At 32.4% G+C, this 24580-nt stretch carries 25 protein-coding genes and 1 riboswitch; of the genes, 19 read left to right on the top strand and 6 right to left on the bottom strand.

Features of this window, described 5'->3' with window-relative positions:
* Position 1: 1 nt before the first annotated feature.
* From trpB to PYW35_RS07045, 6 genes are all read left to right on the top strand, one after another.
* Positions 2-1222 carry a tryptophan synthase subunit beta gene (gene trpB / locus PYW35_RS07070; protein ID WP_103323280.1) on the top strand — a complete coding sequence of 407 codons (1221 nt, stop codon included), beginning with the start codon at positions 2-4 and terminating at the stop codon, positions 1220-1222.
* Positions 1215-1946, top strand: a complete 732-nt coding sequence (trpA, locus tag PYW35_RS07065; RefSeq protein ID WP_016911469.1) for a tryptophan synthase subunit alpha — start codon at positions 1215-1217, stop codon at positions 1944-1946. The genes trpB and trpA overlap by 8 nt, the downstream gene beginning before the upstream one ends.
* Before the next feature lie 80 nt (positions 1947-2026).
* Positions 2027-2686, top strand: coding sequence for a type 1 glutamine amidotransferase domain-containing protein (locus tag PYW35_RS07060; protein WP_016911468.1), 660 nt, complete (start codon positions 2027-2029; stop codon positions 2684-2686).
* Positions 2687-2830: 144 nt separating this feature from the next.
* The gene (locus PYW35_RS07055; RefSeq protein WP_103323279.1) at positions 2831-4084 is read left to right on the top strand and encodes an aminoacyltransferase; all 1254 of its coding nucleotides are present in this window, start codon (positions 2831-2833) and stop codon (positions 4082-4084) included.
* Between the two features lie 32 nt (positions 4085-4116).
* On the top strand, positions 4117-5376 hold the full coding sequence (locus tag PYW35_RS07050) for an aminoacyltransferase (protein ID WP_016911466.1): 1260 nt from the start codon (positions 4117-4119) through the stop codon (positions 5374-5376).
* Positions 5377-5656: 280 nt separating this feature from the next.
* A complete protein-coding gene (locus PYW35_RS07045; protein ID WP_204107816.1) occupies positions 5657-5953 on the top strand; it encodes an MFS transporter in 297 nt (98 codons plus the stop codon).
* Between the two features lie 258 nt (positions 5954-6211).
* On the opposite strand, the gene PYW35_RS07040 is transcribed toward PYW35_RS07045, so the two are convergent.
* Both PYW35_RS07040 and PYW35_RS07035 read right to left on the bottom strand, forming a co-directional pair.
* Complete coding sequence (locus PYW35_RS07040; RefSeq protein ID WP_267910607.1) at positions 6212-6334, bottom strand: hypothetical protein; 123 nt, start codon at positions 6332-6334, stop codon at positions 6212-6214.
* Between the two features lie 416 nt (positions 6335-6750).
* Entirely contained in the window at positions 6751-7500 is a 750-nt protein-coding gene (locus PYW35_RS07035) for a MerR family transcriptional regulator (protein ID WP_103323278.1), read from the bottom strand.
* A gap of 143 nt (positions 7501-7643) precedes the next feature.
* Between PYW35_RS07035 and PYW35_RS07030 the strand changes: the two genes are divergently transcribed.
* Positions 7644-8222: a GNAT family N-acetyltransferase gene (locus tag PYW35_RS07030; RefSeq protein WP_016911461.1), complete on the top strand. Its 579-nt coding sequence runs from the start codon at positions 7644-7646 to the stop codon at positions 8220-8222.
* Positions 8223-8304: 82 nt separating this feature from the next.
* Here the strand turns inward: PYW35_RS07030 and PYW35_RS07025 are convergent, their stop codons facing one another.
* Complete coding sequence (locus tag PYW35_RS07025) at positions 8305-8646, bottom strand: hypothetical protein (protein ID WP_016911460.1); 342 nt, start codon at positions 8644-8646, stop codon at positions 8305-8307.
* Positions 8647-8874: 228 nt separating this feature from the next.
* Between PYW35_RS07025 and pepF the strand changes: the two genes are divergently transcribed.
* Both pepF and PYW35_RS07015 read left to right on the top strand, forming a co-directional pair.
* Complete coding sequence (pepF, locus tag PYW35_RS07020; RefSeq protein ID WP_103322319.1) at positions 8875-10671, top strand: oligoendopeptidase F; 1797 nt, start codon at positions 8875-8877, stop codon at positions 10669-10671.
* 154 nt (positions 10672-10825) lie between these two features.
* Entirely contained in the window at positions 10826-11572 is a 747-nt protein-coding gene (locus tag PYW35_RS07015; protein ID WP_197932457.1) for a DeoR/GlpR family DNA-binding transcription regulator, read from the top strand.
* Positions 11573-11808: 236 nt separating this feature from the next.
* Here PYW35_RS07015 and PYW35_RS07010 read toward each other — a convergent pair whose 3' ends face one another.
* On the bottom strand, positions 11809-12711 hold the full coding sequence (locus tag PYW35_RS07010; RefSeq protein WP_103322318.1) for a CvfB family protein: 903 nt from the start codon (positions 12709-12711) through the stop codon (positions 11809-11811).
* A gap of 143 nt (positions 12712-12854) precedes the next feature.
* On the opposite strand from PYW35_RS07010, the gene PYW35_RS07005 reads away from it, so the two are divergent.
* From PYW35_RS07005 to lysA, 9 genes are all read left to right on the top strand, one after another.
* Entirely contained in the window at positions 12855-14453 is a 1599-nt protein-coding gene (locus PYW35_RS07005) for an ABC-F family ATP-binding cassette domain-containing protein (protein WP_016911456.1), read from the top strand.
* Between the two features lie 202 nt (positions 14454-14655).
* Positions 14656-14831: riboswitch (Lysine riboswitch) on the top strand.
* 87 nt (positions 14832-14918) lie between these two features.
* On the top strand, positions 14919-16121 hold the full coding sequence (locus PYW35_RS07000; RefSeq protein ID WP_103322317.1) for an aspartate kinase: 1203 nt from the start codon (positions 14919-14921) through the stop codon (positions 16119-16121).
* 20 nt (positions 16122-16141) lie between these two features.
* Positions 16142-17125: an aspartate-semialdehyde dehydrogenase gene (locus PYW35_RS06995; RefSeq protein WP_103322316.1), complete on the top strand. Its 984-nt coding sequence runs from the start codon at positions 16142-16144 to the stop codon at positions 17123-17125.
* Between the two features lie 17 nt (positions 17126-17142).
* Positions 17143-18033, top strand: coding sequence for a 4-hydroxy-tetrahydrodipicolinate synthase (gene dapA, locus PYW35_RS06990; protein ID WP_103322315.1), 891 nt, complete (start codon positions 17143-17145; stop codon positions 18031-18033).
* Positions 18030-18767 (top strand): 4-hydroxy-tetrahydrodipicolinate reductase, encoded by a 738-nt coding sequence (dapB, locus tag PYW35_RS06985; protein ID WP_103322314.1) that lies wholly within the window; start codon positions 18030-18032, stop codon positions 18765-18767. The genes dapA and dapB overlap by 4 nt, the downstream gene beginning before the upstream one ends.
* Before the next feature lies 1 nt (position 18768).
* On the top strand, positions 18769-19485 hold the full coding sequence (gene dapD / locus PYW35_RS06980; protein ID WP_103322313.1) for a 2,3,4,5-tetrahydropyridine-2,6-dicarboxylate N-acetyltransferase: 717 nt from the start codon (positions 18769-18771) through the stop codon (positions 19483-19485).
* Positions 19486-19555: 70 nt separating this feature from the next.
* On the top strand, positions 19556-20704 hold the full coding sequence (locus tag PYW35_RS06975; RefSeq protein WP_103322312.1) for a M20 metallopeptidase family protein: 1149 nt from the start codon (positions 19556-19558) through the stop codon (positions 20702-20704).
* A complete protein-coding gene (locus tag PYW35_RS06970; RefSeq protein ID WP_103322311.1) occupies positions 20704-21777 on the top strand; it encodes an alanine racemase in 1074 nt (357 codons plus the stop codon). Before PYW35_RS06975 ends, PYW35_RS06970 begins: the two co-directional genes overlap by 1 nt.
* The gene (lysA, locus tag PYW35_RS06965) at positions 21774-23039 is read left to right on the top strand and encodes a diaminopimelate decarboxylase (RefSeq protein WP_103322310.1); all 1266 of its coding nucleotides are present in this window, start codon (positions 21774-21776) and stop codon (positions 23037-23039) included. The genes PYW35_RS06970 and lysA overlap by 4 nt, the downstream gene beginning before the upstream one ends.
* 442 nt (positions 23040-23481) lie before the next feature.
* Here lysA and cspA read toward each other — a convergent pair whose 3' ends face one another.
* Together cspA and PYW35_RS06955 are read right to left on the bottom strand one after the other, a co-directional pair.
* Complete coding sequence (cspA, locus tag PYW35_RS06960; protein ID WP_016912585.1) at positions 23482-23682, bottom strand: cold shock protein CspA; 201 nt, start codon at positions 23680-23682, stop codon at positions 23482-23484.
* Positions 23683-23850: 168 nt separating this feature from the next.
* A complete protein-coding gene (locus tag PYW35_RS06955) occupies positions 23851-24153 on the bottom strand; it encodes a DUF1033 family protein (protein WP_016912584.1) in 303 nt (100 codons plus the stop codon).
* Positions 24154-24300: 147 nt separating this feature from the next.
* Between PYW35_RS06955 and PYW35_RS06950 the strand changes: the two genes are divergently transcribed.
* A complete protein-coding gene (locus tag PYW35_RS06950; RefSeq protein WP_103322309.1) occupies positions 24301-24570 on the top strand; it encodes an acylphosphatase in 270 nt (89 codons plus the stop codon).
* Positions 24571-24580: the final 10 nt, after the last annotated feature.

Genomic DNA, 24580 nt, shown 5'->3' with positions numbered 1-24580 from the left:
TGTGAATAAGAATATACAATTAGAAGCAGATGATTTAGGTTTCTTCGGTGAATTCGGTGGACAATATGTACCAGAAACATTAATGCCTGCTGTACAAGAACTCAATGACACATATCAAACATTAAAAGATGATCCAGAATTTCATAAAACGTTAAATGGTTATTTAAAAGACTATGTAGGTAGAGAAACACCATTAACATATGCTAAACGTTATACTGAAGAACTGGGTGGCGCTAAAATTTATTTAAAACGTGAAGATTTAAATCATACTGGCGCACATAAGATAAACAATGCATTAGGACAAGCGCTCATTGCTCAAAAAATGGGTAAACGCAAACTTGTTGCAGAGACAGGTGCTGGTCAACATGGTGTGGCGAGTGCAACTATTGCTGCGCTATTTGATATGGAATTGATTGTATTTATGGGCGAGGAAGATATTGAACGACAAGCTTTAAATGTATTTAGAATGGAATTGTTAGGTGCTAAAGTTGTTCCTGTAACAGATGGACAAGGAACACTGTCTGATGCCGTAAATAAAGCATTACAATATTGGGTATCAAATGTAGAAGATACACATTACTTACTAGGTTCTGCACTTGGACCACATCCGTTCCCTACAATCGTTAGAGACTTACAAAGCGTTATCGGAAAAGAAATTAAACAACAAATTTTAGAAAAAGAATCTCGTTTACCAGACGCTATTGTTGCTTGTATCGGAGGGGGTTCTAATGCTATTGGAACGTTCTATCCATTTGTTAATGATGAAACTGTTAAATTATACGGTGTAGAAGCTGCTGGTGAAGGTGTAGATACATCGAAACATGCACTTGCAATAAATAAAGGGAAACCTGGTGTGTTGCACGGTTCTAGAATGTATTTAATTCAAGATGATAATGGTCAAATTGAACTTGCGCATTCTATTTCAGCTGGGTTAGATTATCCTGGTGTCGGACCAGAACATAGTTATTACAATCAAATAGGTAGAGTAGAGTATCCAAACGCAAGTGATAAAGAAGCAATGGATGCCCTCATTAAATTCACACAATTAGAAGGCATTATACCTGCAATTGAAAGTGCACATGCATTAAGTTATGTTGAGAAATTAGCCCCGACTATGGGTAAAGACGAAATTATAGTTGTGACAGTCTCTGGAAGAGGAGATAAAGATATGGAAACAATAAGAAAATATATGCAAGGTGAGGAGGGGAATGAACATGAATAAACTTTTTATACCTTATATAATGGGGAATAAAGATTTTATAAAATCTGTGAAGTTAATGGATGAACATGGCGCAGATTATATTGAAATTGGTTTGCCATTCTCTGATCCTGTCGCCGATGGTCCAACAATTATGAAAGCAGGACAAGAAGCTATTAAACAAGGTATGTCAGTCAATAAAATTATAGATCAATTGATTCAACATAAAAACGATATCAACACACCTTATTTATTTATGACATACTACAATTTGGTTGATTCATACGGTGTTGAACAATTCATAGAAAGAATTGCTGAAGCAAATGTTTATGGATTAATTATTCCTGATTTACCTTTTGAATTAGGTGAACGTTTTAAAGAGAAGTTAAAGCCTAAAGGTATTAAATTAATTTCATTAATCGCTATGACTTCTAGTGATGAAAGAATTAAAAAAATTGCAGAGCATGCTGAAGGTTTTATTTATACAGTTACGATGAATGCCACTACTGGTGACGGAAGAGGTTTCCATGAAGGCTTAAAAGATAAAATACAATTCATTCAACAACATGCAAATGTGCCAGTCGTTTGTGGTTTCGGTATTAAAACAGTGGAAAATGCTCAAGAAATCAAATCATTTAGTGATGGTGTCGTCATCGGTAGTGAAATTGTCAAACGATTAGAGAATGATGCCACCGAACAAACTGTAGATTATTTAAAATCCATTAGAACAGCACTAGATGAAGATTAACGAAGTATAAACCTTCTCGGAAGAAAAAGACACGCACATCATGTATAATCGACATTAACAAAAGAAAAGGAGTGTTTCTAATGAGCAAAAAAGTTCTCATAGTTGTTACAAATGCATCTCAATTTAAAGATGGTAAACCGACTGGGTTATGGCTAGAAGAAGCAGCAATTCCTTACAAAGTATTCATTAAAAATGGATTAGAAGTAGACTTTGCATCTGTTACAGGTGGTAGTGTACCGATTGATCCTAATTCAACTCAAAATGATGAAACTAAAGAATACCATGATGTGTTAGAAAAATTACAACAAACATACAGTATTAGAGATATCGTATTTGAAAATTATGAAGGCATCTTTTTACCAGGTGGACATGGTACGGTGTTTGATTTTCCAAATAACGCAGACTTAGAAGATATGTTAGCTTATTATAGAAATAATGATAAAGTAATTGGTGCTGTTTGCCATGGTCCTAGTGCGTTTGTAGGCGCAAAACTTCCTGATGGAAATTATTTAGTTAAAGACGTTAAATTAACAGCATTTACAGATAGTGAAGAAAAAGCAATGGATCTTGAAGAAGATGTACCATTCTTACTTCAAACACAATTAGAGCAACAAGGTGCTAGATTTGTGAAAGGTGCTGACTTTGAATCTCATACAGTGACTGATGGGAAATTCGTAACGGGTCAAAATCCTAATTCGAGTCAAGAAGTTGCTGAAAAATTTGTTAATGTCATAAAATAATATGCAATTAAGAGAAAAACCTACCATTTGGTAGGTTTTTCTTTATGAAATAATGGTATAGTAATGAGTATTGTTTTCGAATAGAGATAAAATATTGTATAATTGTAGCAAATACATAAATATGAGATTGGGAGTATTGTATAAATGAAATTTACAAATTTAACGACAGGTGAATTTGAAGCTTTTACTAATAAGATGCCATATACGCATTTCACACAAACTGTAGGGAATTATGAATTAAAAACATCAGAAGGTACTTCGACGCATTTAGTAGGTGTTAAAGATGAGCAAGGTGAAGTACAAGCTGCATGTCTATTAACAAGTGTTCCAGTTATGAAAAAATTTAATTACTTTTACTCGAATAGAGGACCAGTAATGGATTATGATCGTAAAGACCTGGTAGACTTTTTCTTCAAAGAAATTGTTACATACTTAAAAGGTTATAATGGTTTGTTCTTTAGAATGGATCCTTACTTGCCATATCAACTAAGAGACCACGACGGTAATATTAAACAATCATTTAATCGTGATGGTTTAATTGATCAATTCGAATCGTTAGGTTATGAACATCAAGGTTTCACAACTGGTTTCCACCCAATTCATCAAATTAGATGGCATTCAGTACTTGATTTAGAAGGCATGGATGAAAAGACACTCATTAAAAATATGGACAGTTTAAGAAAGCGTAATACTAAAAAAGTTCAAAAAAATGGGGTTAAAGTACGTTTCTTATCAGAAGATGAAATGCCTATTTTCCGTCAATTTATGGAAGATACAACTGAGAAAAAAGATTTCCATGATCGTGGAGACGACTTCTACTATAATAGAATAAAGTATTTTGAAAATGTTAAAATACCTTTAGCATATATAGACTTTGAAACTTATATTCCTCAACTGGAAAAAGACCACGAACTATATAACAAAGATATTGCTAAAGCAGAAAAAGATTTAGAAAAGAAACCTGATAACCAAAAGACAATTAATAAAATCGACAATCTGAAACAACAAAGAGAAGCAAATGAAACTAAGCTTGAAGAAGCGCTACAATTAAGAAAAGAGCATGGTGATACGTTACCAATAGCTGCAGGTTTCTTCATTATAAATCCATTTGAAGTTGTATATTATGCAGGTGGATCTTCTAATGAATATCGTCATTTTGCAGGTAGTTATGCTATTCAATGGGAAATGATTAAGTATGCTTTAGAAAATAATATTGATCGTTACAATTTCTATGGTATTAGCGGTGACTTTTCTGAAGATGCGCCAGATGTAGGTGTTATTAAATTTAAAAAAGGTTATAACGCAGATGTTTATGAATATATTGGAGATTTTGTTAAACCAATTAATAAACCAGCGTACAAAGCATATACAACGATAAAAAAAGTTTTAAAAAAATAAATGATTTTCAGTAAGAGAGGAATTTAGATAATATGAAATTTACAGAATTAACGGTTACTGAATATGATGATTTCGTATCTGATAGTCAATACGAAAGTCACTACTTTCAAGTGAAAGAAAACATCAAGACTAGGGAAAATGATGGTTTTCAAGTTGTATTATTAGGTATTAAAGATGAAAATAATCAAGTAGTAGCAGCAAGTTTATTCTCAAAAATACCAACATTAGGTAGTTATGTATATTATTCAAATCGTGGTCCGGTAATGGATTATAGTAATCTAGATTTAGTAGAATATTATTTTAAAGCACTTGAAAAATATTTAAAACAACATCAATGTTTATACGTTAAAGTAGACCCATATTGGATTTACAACATTTATGATAAAGATATTAAACAAATTAAAGAAGACGGTGCCAACGATGAAATTATCAACCTTATTAAGTCATTAGGGTATAATCATCACGGCTTTACAACAAAATACGATCCATCAAGCCAAGTAAGATGGATGGGCGTATTAAACTTAAAAGATAAAACGTTAGCTGAAGTTAAAAAAGGCTTTGATAGTCAACGTAAACGTAATGTTAATAAAGCGCATAATTACGGCGTTAAAGTGCGTTTCCTTGAAAGAGATGAACTAGATATATTCTTTAAACTGTATAGAGAAACAGAAGAAAGAGCAGGATTCATTTCAAAAACAGATGAATACTTCTTAAACTTTATCGATACATATGGTTCTAAAGCACTTGTACCTTTAGCATATATCGATTTAAACGAATATATTAAGACAACACAAGAAAGCTTAAATGACTTAGAAACAAGACGCGATCAAATGATGGCAAAAGAAAATAAATCAGAAAAACAACTTAAAAAAATAGCTGAGACAGATAGACAAATTGATCATGCACAAAAAGAATTACTAGAAACAAGTGAACTGATTAAAACTGACGGTGAAGTATTAAACTTAGCAGCAGGTGTATTCTTTGAGAATGCATATGAAATTAATTACTTCTCAGGTGGATCTAGTGAAAAATATAATCACTATATGGGACCATATATGATGCATTGGCATATGATTAACTACTGTTTCGAAAATGGTTTTGAAAGATATAACTTCTACGGATTATCTGGAGACTTCACAGAAAATAGTGAAGACTATGGTGTATATCGATTTAAACGAGGATTTGATGTACAAATAGAAGAATTAATTGGTGACTTCTATAAACCAATCAATAAGAAAAAGTACTTCTTATACAATACATTACAAAAAGTAAGATCAAAAATTAAGAAATAGATAGATAAAAAGCTGAAATGAATATTTCAGCTTTAGAGTGCTGACAAAGTCTTAAACTTTGTCGGTATTTTTTTATGCGCATGCTTTCCGCGGCATGTTCTCAGCCTGTAGTCTTCGAATCATGCTTTTCCCGCAGGAGTCAGCGCTAAAAAAATACCGAATATTAACAAAATATTTTATAATATAAATGAAAGTTTATTCAGTAGTTGATTCTATGTCAAATTTTATTTTTGATACAATATAAATCGCACTTTATTTAATATTTTATCCATTAGCAGAAATGACAATACCAACTGCAATAATCATTCTGTTTTGGGGTATATTAGCCGGAATAGGCGCAAATATCAATCAATATTGGATCATGTCAGCAGCACCACAAGCACCAGATTTCGCCAATGGATTGTTTTTAACATCAGTTAACTTAGGTACAACCATAGGAACATCAATATCTGGCATAATCATTACAAGTTTAGGCACACAAGAAATTCTATTTGTTGGTGTAATCGCATTGATCATCAGTATGGTGTTTATAATAATGAGAAATATCATTTATCGCTCAGAAGCTAAAAAAGTTTAAATAAATGCTTTAATAAATTTATATGCGTATGTAACATAGTAATACAAAACTCTTTACTATAGGTGAATGATAGTAAAGAGTTTCTATGATGAATGAGATTGTCTAAGACTATATAAGTATGGTCATAATCGTAGAGTTAATGTAATGACATAATTAAATGATTAAAGTGCGTATAAATGAACATATCATTTTAAATTTCATAATTAGTTTACATAATATATATTATAGGAAGTTAAGTATATTGTCTTTAGGGGACACCTATTCTAATGTTATACGTTTAATTTGTTGTTCATTATCTATAACGTATAAATCTGGATTGTTTAAGTTTTTACATTCATCAAAACCAAACTGTTTATCAAAATGATTTAATAATAATGTCATGATGTTTCCATGCGTTACGATTAATGTGTTTTGATGCGTTGTTATTGAGTTATATACGCATAATCAATCAATTATTGATTATGCTACTTAAAATGCGGCATTAAATTAGCTGATATATGAATTATTGATTTTACATTCAATTATAAATGATTTAATTGTTTTATAAGTTTTGTCCATTTTACTAACATATATACGTCCATATGAAGTTTAATACAAGCATTAATTGTTTTCCTGCTAATTATCAAGCATTAATTGAGCTTATATATCATATACGGTAGTTATGCAATATCTAAATACATAAGATCATTTCATTAAATCTGAATTTTAGATTATGATAGCTTATCATATATATGAATAAAATTAAACAACGAACAAATCGTAATTAATACGATTTGTTCGTTGTGCTTTATCTCTTGTTATGAATGTTTACTAACATAAGCTTTAATTGCTTCGCTAGCAAATTGTGAAGTTCCTTTACCGAATTTATCTATATTTTTAGCGAATCTTTCATCAGCAACATACATTTCTCCAATTCCATCAAAGACTTCTAACGTATATTCATAATCTATATTAGCGTTTAAATAGTCATACCATCTTTGTACGATTGATTGTGCAGCTTCAGATTCTGGTGATGTTTCTCGATATTCAGCAAATGCTCTAAAGATTTCATTCATTTCTTCTTCCTTTGATTTCTTTTCTGTTTCAGATAAATTATAGATACGCTTATTCGCATGATCCACTGTCTTACCGCCCCACTTTTCACGTGCTTCAGCTTCATATTCATTTTTATTGAAATCGAATCCTATAAATTTTTCTTCTTTAGTCATGTTTATTTCTCCTTTCATATGTCTCGTTGTTTGATCTATCGTTTGTATCATTTGATCAATGCGTTTTCTTTTATTCATTAACAGTTTCTTATGCATATTCAATGCTTCTTGTTTATCAAACGATGAATCGTCGAGAATTTCTTTTATCTTTTTTAGAGGAAAATCAAGCTCTTTGAAAAATAAGATTTGTTGAAGTCTATCTAAATTGTCTTCAGAGTAAAGTCTATAGCCAGATTCTGAAATGTTAGATGGATTTAACAAATTAATGTCATCATAATGATGAAGTGTGCGCACACTTATACCTACTATTTTGGCTAGTTCTTTAACAGTCATTTCCATTTACTTAACCTCCTCATTTATTCACTATAAAGTCTAACGCAACGTAAGAGTCAACAACAAATATAATTTTTTATTTTTGAAATCATGTCAGATTAATAAGTGGTATAGTATATATAGAATAATAGAAAGACAGGAGTTTTAACATGAACAGAGAACCTCAATATGACTTAACTTTAGAAACATCTCGCTTAATACTTATGGCTGGAGAACAAGTATTAGCATATAAAAAAACGATTAAAGATGAATTACTCCATTCTGCTGGTACATTAAAAGAATGGGTTTCATTTTTCAATTATAATTTCGATGAATTTAAAGCGATAGATTTTATCAATAAAACAACAGATATGAACTATAACAAGCAAATTTTAAGATATTTTCTTTTTGATAAAGAAACTAAAACATTCGTTGGTTCAATAGTGTTGCAAGATATAGACTTAAGAATACCTTCTTGTGAAATTGGATATTGGACGGTCGTGTCAGCTCAAGGTAAAGGCTATATGACTGAAGCAATTCAATTTGTTACACGCTATTTAATTGAAACACATCAATTTGCAAGGATTGAAGCATATATTGACGTTAAAAACAGTAAAAGTATACAAACAATTGAAAGATGTAATTATGAACGTGAAGGTACATTGAAGAATTCTGATTTAAGTGCCAATCAATCAAAATTAATCAATGAAGCATTATATGCCATTACAACACCTATTCATTTTAAATAAGTGTTTCGCATAAACTGAATGAAACCATACATTAAGAAGCCTTAAGATTTTTGAAATCTTAAGGCTTCTTTTGATTTGTATTTTATTTATCACGTCTTTTGAGTTCATTAAATTGGCGTCCATCTTCAATGTCTTCATTTTGAGTATGTTTTGCAGCTTTTCTTCTTTGATTCTTTCTCATTAAATACCATGTAAATAAGCATACGATCAGACTAATGATAGCCATAAAAGCAGCGTATCCTAATAATGGTTCATATGTAATATCATAAAAATTAGGCAATATAAATGCGATCATACCTAATACGATAAATGTCAAAATTGCACTAATTACGTGTTTTTTAAGTATTAATGAAGATAAAACAGAAAAAATAATGACTATTACGAAAGAAATCCATAAATAATTTGGAAAATCGAATATGTTCAAGATGTTCGCCTCCTTCATTCTAGTTGTCTATATCTATACCCTGTTTCTTTTAGTTTAATTATAAATTTAATAGTAAATGTATTTATATTATTTAGAAAATGGTTTGTATATATTCAGCGAACACCATTAGATGATAGCTTCTCAATAATATGACGAGACACTTAATTATATGTATAATAAATTATATAAGTTAAATATTTTGAATAAATAATTAAAAAGGGTGATATGATGGGACAAGTATTAAGAAATGAAGTTCCTACTCAGGAAACGTGGGATCTTTCAAGCTTATATCATAATAATGATGCGTTTTATAGTTCATTAAAAGATTTAGTTAGCACTGTAACGGCTTTTAATGAAAAATATGTGAACCAATTAAATGAAATCTCAACTATAGAATCAGCTTTAAAAGATCAAGCTGACATTATTGTAAGCATTATACATTTAAGTACATATGCGGAATTATTATATTCTACAGACACTTCTGATGATAAGAGCCAAAAAGTAGCGGCACAATTTTCAACTACTTATGGAAAAGTAGCTGGCCTTCTATCATTTGTTGAATCAGAAATTTTACAGTTGGATGAAGAAGCGTTTAATGCTTTAATTAAGCAATCTGAATATCCTAAATATTTATCATTACTAAAACGTCAAAAAGCGCATACTTTACATCCAGAAGTTGAAAAAACGCTAGCTACGTTCTCACCTACTTTTGGTGCACCGTATGAAATGTATGGTATTACTAAAATGTTAGATATTGAATTCGGCACTTTTGAAGCTAATGGAGAGGAAATTCCTTTAGATTATGTGTCATTTGAAGGTGATTATGAAGTTGATTCAAACACTGAAGTGAGAAGAAATGCTTTCAAGAAATTTAATGAAGCATTACGTCGTTATGAAAACACGACTGCAGCAACATACAATGCGCATGTTCAAAAGGAAAAAATAGAATCTGAATTACGTGGTTATGATTCTGTAATAGATTTCTTATTAGAGCCTCAAGATGTAACGAGAGAAATGTATGATCGACAAATTGATGTTATTTCTGAAGAATTAGCACCACACATGCGAAGATATGCGCAATTACTAAAGCGTACTAATCAATTGGATACGTTGAAATTTGAAGACTTACGTATACCTTTAGACCCTACGTACGAACCAGATGTTTCTATTGAAGGTTCTAAAGCGTATATTAAGGATGCTTTGAGTGTTCTTGGAGAAGACTATATGGAAATGGTGAATGACAGCTATGATAAACGCTGGATAGATTTCCCTCAAAATAAAGGGAAACAAACAGGTGCTTATTGTGCTAGTCCATATGGCGTCAATCCATTTATTTTTATTTCATGGACAAGTAAAATGACAGAAGTATTTGTATTGGCTCATGAATTAGGACATGCAGGACATTTTAATTTAGCAAATGCTCATCAAAATGTCTATGAAGCTGATTGCTCAATGTACTTTGTAGAAGCGCCATCTACAATGAATGAAATGCTGATGGCCAATAGCTTGTTGAAAAAATCAGATGATCCTAAATTTAAGCGCTGGGTAATCAGTTCTATTATTTCTAGAACATATTATCATAATATGGTAACGCATTTACTAGAAGCTAAATACCAAAGAGAAGTATATAGACGTGTCGATAATGGTGAAGCTTTAACTGCCCCACTTCTCAATGAAATTAAGAAACAAGTGATTTCTGACTTTTGGGGAGACGATGTTGAAATCACTGAAGGTGCTGAATTAACTTGGATGCGCCAACCACACTACTATATGGGCTTATACCCTTACACATATTCTGCAGGACTGACGATTGGTACAGCGATGAGCCAAAGAATTGAAAAAGAAGGCCAACCTGCAGTTGAAGATTGGTTAAATGTCTTGAAATCTGGTGGTTCAAAATCACCAGTTGAACTTGCAGAATTAGCAGGCATCGATATCACGACTGATAAGCCTCTAAAAGAAACAATCGCCTATATTGGTAGTTTAATCGATCAACTTGAACAATTAACTGATGAAATCGAATAAATTTAATGTTTATTGAAGCAAATAAAGGGTTTATCCGTTATATAAAATGGATAAACCCTTTTTATATATTGTGCTTACTATATAAACATGTGTGCTACAATATAAGCAAACAAATTCGAACTTATAAAAAGTGTTATGACTAGGAGGACGAATCGTGAAACTAAAAGTTGATAGGCATAGATTCATTATGGATGAACTAAACCGCGAGCTATCGGTTAAAGTGTCTGCCCTTTCTGAAAAAATGAGTGTTGCTGAAATGACTATTCGAAGAGATTTACAAGAATTAGAGAATGAAGGCTTGTTAAATAGAATCCATGGTGGCGCAAAATTGAAAGAAGAACGTTTATATAATGAGAAATCTCATAAAGAAAAACAAACTATCAATGTGTCCAATAAATTAAAAATTGCCAAAAAATGTGGAGATTTAATAAATAATGAAGATATCATCTTTATTGGTTCAGGCTCAACAAACGAACTGATATATGATTTTATTAAAGACAAGAATTTAAGTATCTTTACTAATTCACTTGATATATTTTTACAGTATAAGGATTTATCAAATATAGATATTTTACTTGTTGGTGGAAGATTTAGATCTAAAACTGGCACATTTATCGGACACTTTGCTAATAAAATGATGGAAGACTTTCATGTTGCAAAAGCATTTGTAGGTGTAAGTGGTATATATGATCAGAAGCTGACGACTGCTAATGAAGAAGAAGGAAAAGGCATCCATATTATACTTGAGCATGCCAAGTTAAAATATATTACAGCGGATAGTACGAAATTTGGTGTACAAGCTTTATATAATTTCTATAATACCGATGATGTTGATGCTGTAATATCAGACGATGAAGTGACAGAAGATATACTAGAAGCCTATCCTAATAAAATTATTTGAAATAAAGAAAAGTAGAAGCGAGCTTTTAATATTTTATATTTTTACGATTTTGAAAGTGCATGCTTGCCTAGGGGTATGGCTCGAGCCTGTAGTCTCTCGCTCATACTATTCCCCCGGGCGTCAGCACTTTGCAAAATCAGAAATATAAAATCACCCAATCCGAAAATGATTACAATGGATTGGGTGATTTATTTTAAGTTGGGATTTATGTTCCAAACTCTTTTATTGATTCTTGATTAATCTTCTTTTTTAACTTGAGACCAGCCTTTTTGAGTGATGGTGATTTTACCTGTCTCTATTGTAATGAGCTTTTGTTTGTATAATCTACCGATTGCTCGTTTAAAGCTAGCTTTACTCATATTAAATACTTCTTTTATAGCTTCAGGGTTTGATTTATCCCAAAATGGCAGTTCTCCATCATATTCTACGAGTAAATCGAATATAACTTGGCCATCTTCGTCTAATCTTTCATGAGCTAATGGTAAGAATGATCCGTTTAGTTCACCGTTTTCTTTTACGCCGATGATTCTAACGTCCATTTCTTCACCAAGTCTTGGTTCATGTCTACGTTCTGATTCGTGTACAAATATTTTGTAGCCTTCTTTAGATAATAAGAAAGTACCTACTCTTAATAATCTATAAGGTCTAGCTGTAACGTGTTGATGTAATATTGATTCTTCTGCGACTTTAAACATTGTGTCAACGATTGTTTCAGTTGCTAACCTCGCAAACATTTGACTATGACTATCTATTCTAAGTGTACAGAAAATCATGTCACCATTTTGTGGCCACAATTCTTCTACTTTTGGTAAATCTTCCCAAGGTATTGATACTTCTCTTGGTAATCCTACATCTACTGATGCGCCATCTCTGTCTACTCTTAATACTTTTACCCAATCATAACGGTCTTTTGTTATTGAAGGCATGTTTTGAGTAGCGAATAATTCTCCTGATCGACTTGGATATACGAAGAAACTATAATCTTCTCCTATTTCTAACTGATCATCTTCGCCTACTTCTGAAGCATTCATTTTAATTCTTTCACTATTTGGTCCAAGTAAATGGTATGTTGAACCTTCTAATCTATCCACTTTTAAAAAGTCTATGCGACCTACAAGTGTATCTGTATCATTTGTCATGTCATTCTCCATTCTTAACTTTTTCGTTTATTCATTATAACATGTATTTTTCTTCGTGTAACGACTGTTCAATCTCTTGCCCTTTTTTGTTTGATTTATGATATAATTCATCGATAGAAGTATTAATGAAAAGGAGTCATTTAATGTTACAAGTCACTAATGTAAGTTTGCGATTTGGCGATCGTAAGCTATTTGAAGATGTAAGTATTAAGTTCATACCAGGAAACTGTTACGGACTTATTGGCGCTAATGGCGCAGGAAAATCAACGTTCTTAAAAGTCTTATCTGGGGAATTGGATTCTCAATCAGGCCACGTTTCACTTGGTAAAGATGAACGTCTAGCAGTATTAAAACAAGATCACTTTTCACATGAAGATGAAAAAGTAATCGATGTTGTATTAAAAGGTCATGAAAAATTATGGCAAGTTATGACTGAAAAGAATGAAATTTATATGAAACCAGATTTCTCTGATGAAGACGGTATGCGTGCAGCAGAGCTTGAAGGTGAATTTGGTGAAATGAATGGATGGAACGCTGAAGCGGATGCATCTGTTTTACTTTCAGGTTTAGGTATTAAAGATGAGTTGCATGACAAACAAATGTCTGAGTTAGAAAACAATCAAAAAGTTAAAGTGTTACTTGCACAAAGTTTATTTGGTGATCCAGATGTTCTATTACTAGATGAACCTACAAACGGTTTAGATATTAAGGCAATTGCTTGGTTAGAAGATTTCTTATTTAATTTTGAGAATACTGTTATTGTCGTATCACATGATAGACACTTTTTAAACAACGTATGTACGCATATTGCTGACTTAGATTACGGTAAAATTAAATTATTTGTTGGGAACTACGACTTCTGGTATCAATCAAGTCAACTTGTTTCTCAAATGGCTCAAGATCAAAACAAGAAAAAAGAAGAACGTATTAAAGAATTAGAAGACTTTATTGCTCGATTTAGCGCTAACGCTTCTAAATCTAAACAAGCAACAAGTCGTAAGAAAATGTTAGATAAAATTGAACTTGATGATATTCAACCATCATCAAGACGTTACCCATACGTTAATTTCACTATGGATAGAGATGTTGGTAACGAATTATTACAAGTTCAAGGTGTTTCTAAAACAATTGACGGTAAAAAAGTATTAAGCAATGTATCGTTCACGATGAATCCTAATGATAAAGCAGTATTAATAGGAGAAAGTGAAATTGCTAAAACTACCCTACTACGTATTTTAGCTGGAGAACTTGAACCTGATGAAGGAACAGTTAAATGGGGCGTTACGACAAGTCAGTCTTATTTACCAAAAGATAACTCAGAGTTCTTTGAAGGTGTTAATTTGAACTTAGTTGATTGGTTAAGACAATATGCACCACCAGAAGAACAAACAGAAACATTCTTAAGAGGATTCTTAGGACGTATGTTATTTAGTGGTGAAGAAGTTAAGAAAAAAGCAAACGTACTTTCAGGTGGAGAAAAAGTAAGATGTATGTTAAGTAAAATGATGTTGTCAAGCTCTAACGTATTATTATTAGACGAGCCAACTAACCACTTAGACTTAGAAAGTATTACTGCAGTAAATGATGGATTGAAGAATTTCAAAGGTTCTTTAATTTTCACATCATTTGACTTCGAGTTTATTAACACAATTGCAAATAGAGTTATAGATATTAAAGAAGACGGTGTTATTTCTAAAGAAATCACTTATGAAGAATACTTGAAAGATTCAGGTCTTTTATAATTAATATGATATATAGAGAAGCTTCAATCCACTTATAGTTGGATTGAAGCTTTTTTTATGTCAAAAGATAATATGAATGAATCTACATAGTATCCATGTTTTTCCAACAATTGTTGAAATAGTTAGAACTTTTGAATTTATCTGTTTTCTCTCTTTACATCAATATTCTTTCTATGTATAATGAATGCATACCAATTGAATATGTTTTTGATGAGGCGCATCAATCATTAGTAACTCCCCTATTAGACTGCAATCTTTAAGGAGCGAAAGGGTGCGATGCCGAAACATTATATTTTTGCAGAAATATTATGTTGGACATTTAGGTTAAGAGCTAGTTGTCTGTCATTATCTTAGGAATAATGGAGTGCATCACTTGTATATATAAATTAAAACAAGTTCGGATGCCGAGCTTGTTTTTTTATTTATATTACGGCGTTGACCTCCCGATTTATAGGAGGAATTATTTTGAAGCAAAGTGTATTAAAGTTTGGCGGTACGTCCGTCGGTGATTTTAACAAGATTAAAAACATCGCGTATATGTTGAAATCACGCGTTGATAATGGAGAACAATTAGTAGTAGTGGTTAGCGCTATGGGTAAAACGACAGATTCTTTACTTGAGAATATTAGCGCACTAACCTCTCGACCTAAAGATGAACATTTAGCTATGCTTTTAACAACTGGAGAACAACAGACTATTTCATATCTTTCTATGGTATTAAATGATATAGGTGTTCAAACGAAAGCAATGACGGGTTATCAAGCTGGTATTAAAACGGTTGGTCATCATTTGAAAAGTAAAATCGCAGAAATTGATGCGTTACGATTTGAAACAGCTTTTGAAACGAATGACATACTCGTTGTTGCAGGATTTCAAGGTGTAAATGATCATTTAGAAATTACCACTTTAGGTCGTGGTGGTTCTGATACAACAGCAGTTGCGATTGCAGCGAGCATCGATACATCATGTGAAATCTATACAGATGTCGAAGGTGTATATGGTACTGATCCTAGAATTTATAAAGAAGCGAAGTTATTAAATGAAGTTTCTTATGAAGAAATGATGGAAATGAGCGCTCTAGGTGCAGGTGTATTAGAATCAAGAAGTGTTGAAATCGCTAAAAATTACAATACACCTCTTTATCTTGGTAGAACATTATCGAACGTGAAAGGAACATGGATTATGCCACAAACAGAGATTTTAGAGAAAAAAGCAGTCACAGGAGTCGCATTAGATAAACATATGATTCATGTTACTTTAACTTATCCAATGCAAAACTTCGCATTATTACAAAATTTGTTTGATGCTTTAGAAGAACAATCAATGAATGTTGATATGATTTCACAAATTGAAAATCAACAAGGATTACAGCTTTCATTTACGATTAAAGACTCAGAAGTTGTACAAATCGAACAAATTATTGAAAGCTTAACTGAGGATTACCCTCACCTGCGTTACAAAATGAAAGATAATTACGCGAAACTTTCTGTAATCGGAACTGGTATGAGAGATATGTCTGGAATAGCTTCAAAAGCTTTTCGTACTTTAATTAGTCATGACATACGCTTTTATCAAACAACGACTTCAGAAATTAGTATTTCTTATGTCGTTGATCGTGATTCAGGTGAAACTGCCGTTCGAACTTTAAGTGAAGCGTTTAATATATAATTGATGATGGAGTGAAAAAAATGACAAAATTAGCAGTTGTAGGTGCAACAGGTTTAGTAGGAGAAAAAGTATTAGAAGTATTAGATAGAAAGAATGTACCATTTGATGAACTAGTACTATTTTCATCACCAAGATCAGCAGGTAAAGAAGTTGAATTTCAAGGAAAAACATATACTGTTGAAGCTTTAACGGAAGAAAAAACAGATGGTCAATTTGATTATGTGATTATGAGCGCTGGTGGCGGAACAAGTAAAGCATTCGCACCACTCTTTGAAAAACATGGCGCTATTGTTATAGATAATTCTAGTCAATGGAGAATGCATGAAGGTATTGATTTAATCGTTCCAGAAGTTAACGAACCGAAATTAGATCGTAAAATCATTGCGAATCCGAACTGTTCAACTATTCAATCAGTCGTGCCATTGAAACCTTTATTAGATACATTTGGTTTAAAAAGAGTTGCTTATACAACTTACCAAGCAGTATCAGGTTCGGGACTTGCTGGTCGTGAAGATTTGTCTAATGGTGAAAAAGGTGAAGCACCTAAGAACTACCCTCACCCAATATATAATAACGTGTTACCACATATAGATGTATTTTTAGAAGATGGTTATACAAAAGAAGAACAAAAGATGATTGAAGAAACGAGAAAAATTTTAGATCAACCGTCTCTAAATGTTACAGCGACTTGTGTGCGTGTACCTGTACAAGATAGCCACAGTGTCCACATGAACGTAACATTAGATAAAGAAGCAACAGTTGAAGACATCAAGAACTTATTTAAAGAAGATGATCGAGTTGTATTAGTAGACAATGTTGAAAATAACGAATACCCATTAGCTATACACTCTACTGGTAAAGATGAAGTATTTGTTGGAAGAATTCGTAAAGATGATTCTTTAGATAATACTTTCCATATTTGGTGTACTTCAGATAATTTACTAAAAGGTGCAAGTTTAAATGCAGTTCAAGTGTTAGAACAAGTTATGCAATTAAATAAATAAAATGAGGAGTGTTAAGTATGTCACATATTTTTACGGGTGTGGGCGTTGCCCTAACAACACCATTTACAAACGAGGATGTAGACTACGAAGCATTTGAAAATCATATAGAATTTTTAATAGAGAATGGCGTTAAAAGTATTATTATCAACGGTACAACAGCTGAGAACCCAACATTGACAGCTGAAGAAAGAAACGCTTTATTAGAATGCGGTATTAAAAAAGTGAATGGCCGTGTGCCTGTTATTGCAGGAACAGGTACAAATAATACACAAGCTTCAATTGAGGCATCTATTAAAGCAAAAGAATTAGGTGCAGATGCAATTATGTTAATTACACCTTACTATAATAAAACGAGTCAACGAGGTTTAATTGCGCATTTCACTAAAATTGCCAATGAAGTTGCATTGCCAGTCGTTCTATACAATGTGCCTTCAAGAACGAACATGACGATAGAAATTGATACGGTGCTTAAATTAAGTGAAAATCCATATATCGTTGCACTTAAAGATGCAACTGGCGATTTAGAATATGCAAAAACTTTAAAAAGTAAATTACCAAGTGATTTTGCTTTATATAGTGGCAATGATGACAATATGTACGATTATTATCGTCTAGGTGGCGATGGACTTATTTCCGTAGTTGCTAACGCGATACCATTTGAAACACAACAATTATATGATTACGTTTCAAATGATCAATTAGAACAAGCTACTGCTTTAAATGCAGAAATTGTGACTTTATTAAATCACTTAAGTGTCGATGTTAATCCAGTACCAATTAAGTTACTCACTTCTGAATTAGGATTTGGGCAATATGAAGTGAGATTACCACTTGTAACTTTAGAGGAAAAAGAAAGAACTATTTTAAGTGAAGCATTTAATACTTTCAAAGATGGTGTAAAACAATGAGAATATTATTAATTGGTTACGGCGCTATGAATGAACGCGTCGCGAGATTAGCTGAAGAAAGAGATAACGAAATTGTAGGTGTAATTGTAAAGGATTCGTCTAAACAATATCCCTACCCTGCTTTTAATTCAATTTCTAAAGCACCGGAAGCGGATGTTGCGATCGATTTTTCAAATCCTGAACTGTTATTACCGTTGCTAGAAGAAGATTTTACGTTACCTTTAGTCATAGCAACAACTGGTGAAAAAGAAAAAGTAATTGAAAAACTAAAAGAAAAGTCTGCTCATATGCCTGTGTTCTTCAGTGCTAATATGAGTTATGGTGTTCACATACTTAAAGAAATTATTCAATATGCAGTCCCATTACTGGAAGACTTTGATATTGAAATGATTGAAAAACATCATAATAAAAAAGTAGATGCACCTAGTGGTACACTTGTACAACTATATGATGCGATTAAAGAGAAAAGAGAACAGTCAGTGCCAGTTTATGATAGACACGAGTCTTCATCTAAACGTGAAGCAGCAGAAATTGGAATTAGCTCTCAACGAGGTGGTACAATTGTTGGAGAACATCAAGTATTGTTTGCAGGACACGATGAGACAATTGAAATTACTCACCGTGCACAATCTAAAGATATCTTTGCAAATGGCGCTATTAATGTAGCTGATGTTTTAGTAAATAAAGAAAACGGATATTACACATACAATAACTTAAATGAGGAGAGAATTTAACATGGTTAAAGATTTTACAGCAGAAGAAATTATTCAATATATTAGTGAGGCGGAGAAAGTAACCCCATTAAAAGTTTATGTAAATGGGCAATTTGAAAATGTTGAGTTCCCAGAGTCATTTAAAGTATTTGGTTCAGAATCATCAAAAACAATTTTTTGTGATGCGAATGATTGGAAGAGCTTTTATGAGAACAACAAATCTTCATTTACTGATGTAGAAATTGAACATGATCGCCGTAATTCAGCAATTCCATTAAAAGATTTAACAAATACAAATGCACGTATTGAGCCAGGTGCTTTCATTAGAGAACATGCTGTGATTGAAGATGGCGCTGTAGTTATGATGGGTGCAACAATTAATATTGGTGCAGTAGTCGGTGAAGGCACTATGATAGATATGAATGCTACTTTAGGTGGCCGCGCTACAACAGGTAAGAATGTTCACGTTGGTGCTGGTGCAGTATTAGCTGGCGTAATTGAACCACCAAGTGCTTCTCCTGTTATTGTTGAAGACGATGTATTAATTGGTGCAAATGCAGTTATTCTTGAAGGTGTAAGAATTGGTAAAGGCGCAATTGTAGCAGCTGGTGCTATTGTAACGAAAGATGTTCCTGAAGGTGCAGTCGTTGCTGGTACACCTGCTAAAGTAATTAAACAATCAGCAGATGTTCAAGATGGTAAAAAAGAAATTGTATCTGCATTACGTAATTTAAATTAATTATATAACATGAATGCGCCAATCATTTTGATTGGCGTTTTCTATACATACTATAAAGGGACTGAGTTTAATGTCTGAATTAGAATTTGTTCAAAATACAAGAAGATACTTGCATCAACATCCTGAGTTGAGCATGCAAGAGTATGAAACAACAGCATATATTGAATCATTTTTAAAAGAACTTGAAATTCCATATGAACGCCCTATTCAAACAGGTATTATTGGCTATTTAAAGGGTAATTCAAATCATACAATTGCATATAGAGCAGATATTGATGCCTTACCTATTCAAGAAGTGAACGATATTTCATATAAAAGTACGGTCGATAACGTTATGCATGCATGTGGGCATGACGGCCATACGACAGCACTTATGCTTTTTACAAAACGTTGTAAAGCTTTATATGATAAAGGTCAATTACCTCATAATGTTGTATTTATTTATCAACCTTCTGAAGAAACAGAAGCTGGCGCTAATCAATTGATACAATCGAAAGTGTTTGATAAACATAATATCGAAAAGATATATGGTGTGCATATTATGCCTTTTGAAGATGCAGGAACTGTTGCGTTTAAAAATGATGAAATTACAGCGAGTGCGACTGAGTATAGGTTCTATTTAAATGGTTTGTCTAGTCATGTGGCAAGTAAAGAAGAAGGTAAAGCGGCCTCTGAAGCAATGATGCACGTATTATCTCAAGTTACACAAATACAGCAATTTCATTTAAATGGTCTCAATCGTAATATCGTACACGTTGGCCAATTTAATGTTGGTGAAGCGATTAATACCGTTCCTCAAAACGGCTATTTAGAAGGTACAATTAGAACTTATGATACGAATGATCTTCAAATAGTTAAAGATCAAATGCAAAAAATAGCAGCAAGTGTTGAATTATTATTTAATGTAACGTGCACACTTAAATACGCAGAAGGATATCCACCTACTATAAATGATGCCAGTCTTTATGAAGGCGTAACAAATGCGTTATCTGAAGTTAATTTAACACAACATGAACTTGAAAAGCCTTATTTATTCGGAGAAGACTTTAGTTTTTATAGAAATTTAGCACCAAGTTATTTTGTCTTTTTCGGAACACGAAATATAGAAAAAGATTATGTATATGGTCTTCACACAAATAGATTGAATTTTGATGAAGAAATATTGATAAGTATCGCTGATTATTACACAGCTTTATTAACTCAAGGAGAGGTCGTTTAATGGTAGCACGTATAAAAATTGAAGAACAAAAATTTATTAATAATGTAAAAAATGTCATTCACGATAATGATGTTATGGCAGTTGTAAAAAATGATGCTTATCATTTCGGTTTAGAATTTGCTGTCCAATCTTTTATAAAAGCGGGCATTCATACTTTTAGTACGACTTCTTTGCATGAAGCGATTAGAATACGCAACTTAGATCAAAATGTGAACATATTTCTCATGAATCCATCAGTAGAATTTGAAACGTTAAAAACCTATAATATTGCAATGACATTGCCCTCTTTAAAGTTCTTCTATGAGCATATAGAATCTTTAGCAGGTATTAAATTACATTTAGAGCTAGAAAATTTATTGCACCGTTCAGGATTAAAGGATCAATATGAAATGATAGAAGCATTAGAACATAATTCAAGCCTCCCTACAGAGCATCAAGCAATTATTGAAGGGATTTGGACGCATTTTGGCTATGCTGACGAATTTGATGGTGATGAATATGAGACTGAAAGAACAGCATGGAATAACTGTTTAACGCATATTTTAAACGCGGGCTATAAATTTGAATTTATACACTCTCAAAATAGCGCGAGTTATGTCCGTGAAGATGGATTATTAGACAAACATACACATGCACGATTAGGCATCATATTATATGGTTCTAGGCCGTATAGCACCTTACCTACTACACTTACCGAACAAAATTTTTCTGTAACTGCAAATGTCATACAAGTTCGTCCTATAAAAAAAGGAGAAACGTGTGGATATAGCTTTCAATATACTGCTGAGCAAGACTGCAATATAGCTGTAGTTGATATTGGTTATGGTGACGGTATACTTAAGACAAGAGCCAAATATGATGCGTTGATCAATCAAAAGCGTTATCCAATACGCGGTCTAATGATGAGTCACATGTTTGTCGAAGTAGATGATTCTGTACAAAGTGGAGATATCGTTACAATGTATAGTGATGAAATAAGGATAGATGAATTTACATTTAAAGGTGTTGGCGCAAATTCTGAACAAATTAGTGCTTTGAACCATCATTCATTAATAAAGGAGATTATATCATGACAGTAAAATATAACGAACAAGGTGTTTTAACAATGGGTAACGTGTCATTAAAGACAATAGCTGCAAGCTTTGGTACCCCTACTATCGTATATGATGAAGAACAAATTAGAAATCAATGTAGAAGATTTCATGAAGCTTTTAAAGAAAGTGGATTGTCTTATAATATTTCTTATGCATCGAAAGCTTTTAGTAGTATACAGTTATTTAAATTAATGGATGAAGAACAAATGGGATTAGATGTTGTTTCTGAAGGTGAATTATATACAGCTTTAGCAAGTGGCTTCAATCCGAGTAAAATACACTTCCATGGTAACAACAAAACAAATGAAGAAATAGAGTATGCTATAGAAAGTGGCGTAGAATACTTTGTCATTGATTCTTTAGATGAAATCGAACGTATTAATCGTGTTGCCTCTAAGCCAATTAAAGCTGTTTTAAGAGTTAATCCAGGTGTTGAAGCACATACACACGAATTTATTCAAACTGGCCAAGAAGATAGCAAATTTGGCTTGTCAATTAAACATGGTACCGCATTAGAAGGTGTACGTGCTTTACAAGCGTCAGATAAAATAGACTTTAAAGGTATTCACTTCCATATTGGCTCACAAATATTTGAAGCAGATGGCACAATTAATACGATTCAAATCGTATTCGAATGGTTAAAAGCGCACGATATTGAAATTGATATCTTGAATTTAGGTGGCGGATTTAGCATTCAATATACAGAAGCAGATAAAAGTTACCCTATTGAAGATGGTATTAAGCTTATAACTGACGCTATTAAAGAAAATAGTAAGAAATACGAAATGGCAATACCAGAAATATCAATAGAACCAGGTCGCTCAATAGTTGGTGAAGCGGGTGTTACGTTATATCAAGTCGGTACAATTAAAGAAATACCGAACGTGAATACTTATGTATCAATAGATGGTGGCATGAGTGATCATATTAGAACAGCTCTGTATGATGCACAGTATGAAGCATTGCTTGTAAATAGAAATGACGAAGATACGCACGAAGTAACAATTGCAGGTAAATTATGTGAATCTGGAGATTTAATAGGAAGAGACATGAAATTACCTAAATCGACAAAAATTGGTGATTATATAGCAGTATTGTCTACCGGAGCTTATCATTACTCAATGAGTTCTAACTATAATCAAATGTTAAAACCTTCAGTTCTATTTGTTAAAGATGGTAAAGCAAGAGAAGTTATTAAAAGACAATCATTAAAACAATTAATTATGAACGATGTAAAATAAAAATAGTCTAGGACATTAACATGCTAGATTATTGGAAAAGAGCGCAAATTCTTGTTATATGAAGAATTTGCGCTCTTTTTTAGTTTATCTTCTGAGTCTTCGTGCGATTGGTCCGCGAATTTATCAAGTCAGGCCCCACATGATAAATAGCAAAAACTCTTTATAATCTTTCTCCAAGATTTTGTAAAGTGCTGACGCCTGAGGGAATAGTATGCCGCACGCGACTACAGGCTCGAACCATACCCTAGGCAAGCATGCACGAGCAAAATCGTAAATATAAAAATAAAAAAGATCTTTTCACTAGGCTATAACCTAATGAAGAGATCTTTGCACTTCTTAATGATATAAGTATCATTTATTACTAAATTATAATATTATCTCAAAGCAGAAAGAAACCCTAACAATGTTAGGGTTTCTTTCTAGTCTTTCAAATTCATTTATATTATAGTTTTACAACGTTTGCAGCTTGTGGGCCACGGTCGCCTTCTACTACTTCGAATTCTACTGCTTGACCTTCTTCTAAAGATTTGTAACCTTCTTGGTTAATTGCTGAGAAATGTACGAATACGTCATTTTCTCCTTCAATTTCAATAAAGCCAAATCCTTTTTCTGCGTTAAACCATTTTACTGTACCTTGTTTCATAATTGTGAAACCTCCAAGACTAAAATTCAATATGCGATATTCGCATATTACAAAAAACACAATGAATCATTAATGTTATTTGCAATATGGAATAACGATATTGCTATTACTTATTATACGTTACTCAATATCCAAATGCAATACTATTTGAGATATTTTCAGATTTTATTAATTTGGTAAAGGTGTATAAATAGAATTGTCATTTAATATAAGAATACTATAAAAAATTTGTAAATCTTCTTCACAGTCTTCGCAATATGATAAATCACAATTATTATAAAAGGCATGAATATTATGTTTACCTATAACTTCGTTTGTAAACTTAGTTTGATATTTTTCAAGTAAGTTTTGATACTGCTTAACCATTTCATCATAATCGTGACATTCTATTTCTTTAATAATATTATCCTTCCAACCATCAAACAGCCACCAACCCTCATAATCTGTTCGGATTGTTACGATTTTGTACATCTAAAAAACTCCCCTGTTTAGAAAATTGCCCTAGAATTAATTTAAATCTTATTAGAAATTAAATCAAGAGAATAGCTTATGCCTATGTTCCTAATTATTAGTTTTTTTAAACGTAACCCTTTATAATGGATATATGAGGTGATAAATATGAACGGAAAACATATTAAAGTTTTTGGCCGCGTACAAGGTGTCGGTTTTAGATTTTTTACAGCACAACTCGCTAAAAAGTATAACATTATAGGTAGCGTTGAAAATGTTAGCGATTATGTAGAAATATATGCTAGTGGCGAAAATGATGATTTAGAAAAATTTACAAATGGTGTTATACAAGGCGTGGCGCCTGCTTCAGTTGTTGAAAATTATACAGTTGAACAAACGACGTTAGACGAAAAAACAAAGCACTTCAAAACGTTATAAATTAGGAAGA

Origin of the sequence: Mammaliicoccus vitulinus, assembly GCF_029024305.1 — a bacterium.
GTDB lineage: Bacteria > Bacillota > Bacilli > Staphylococcales > Staphylococcaceae > Mammaliicoccus > Mammaliicoccus vitulinus.
Note: the sequence above shows the minus strand (reverse complement) of the source record. Positions and strands in the feature narration are given on the sequence as shown.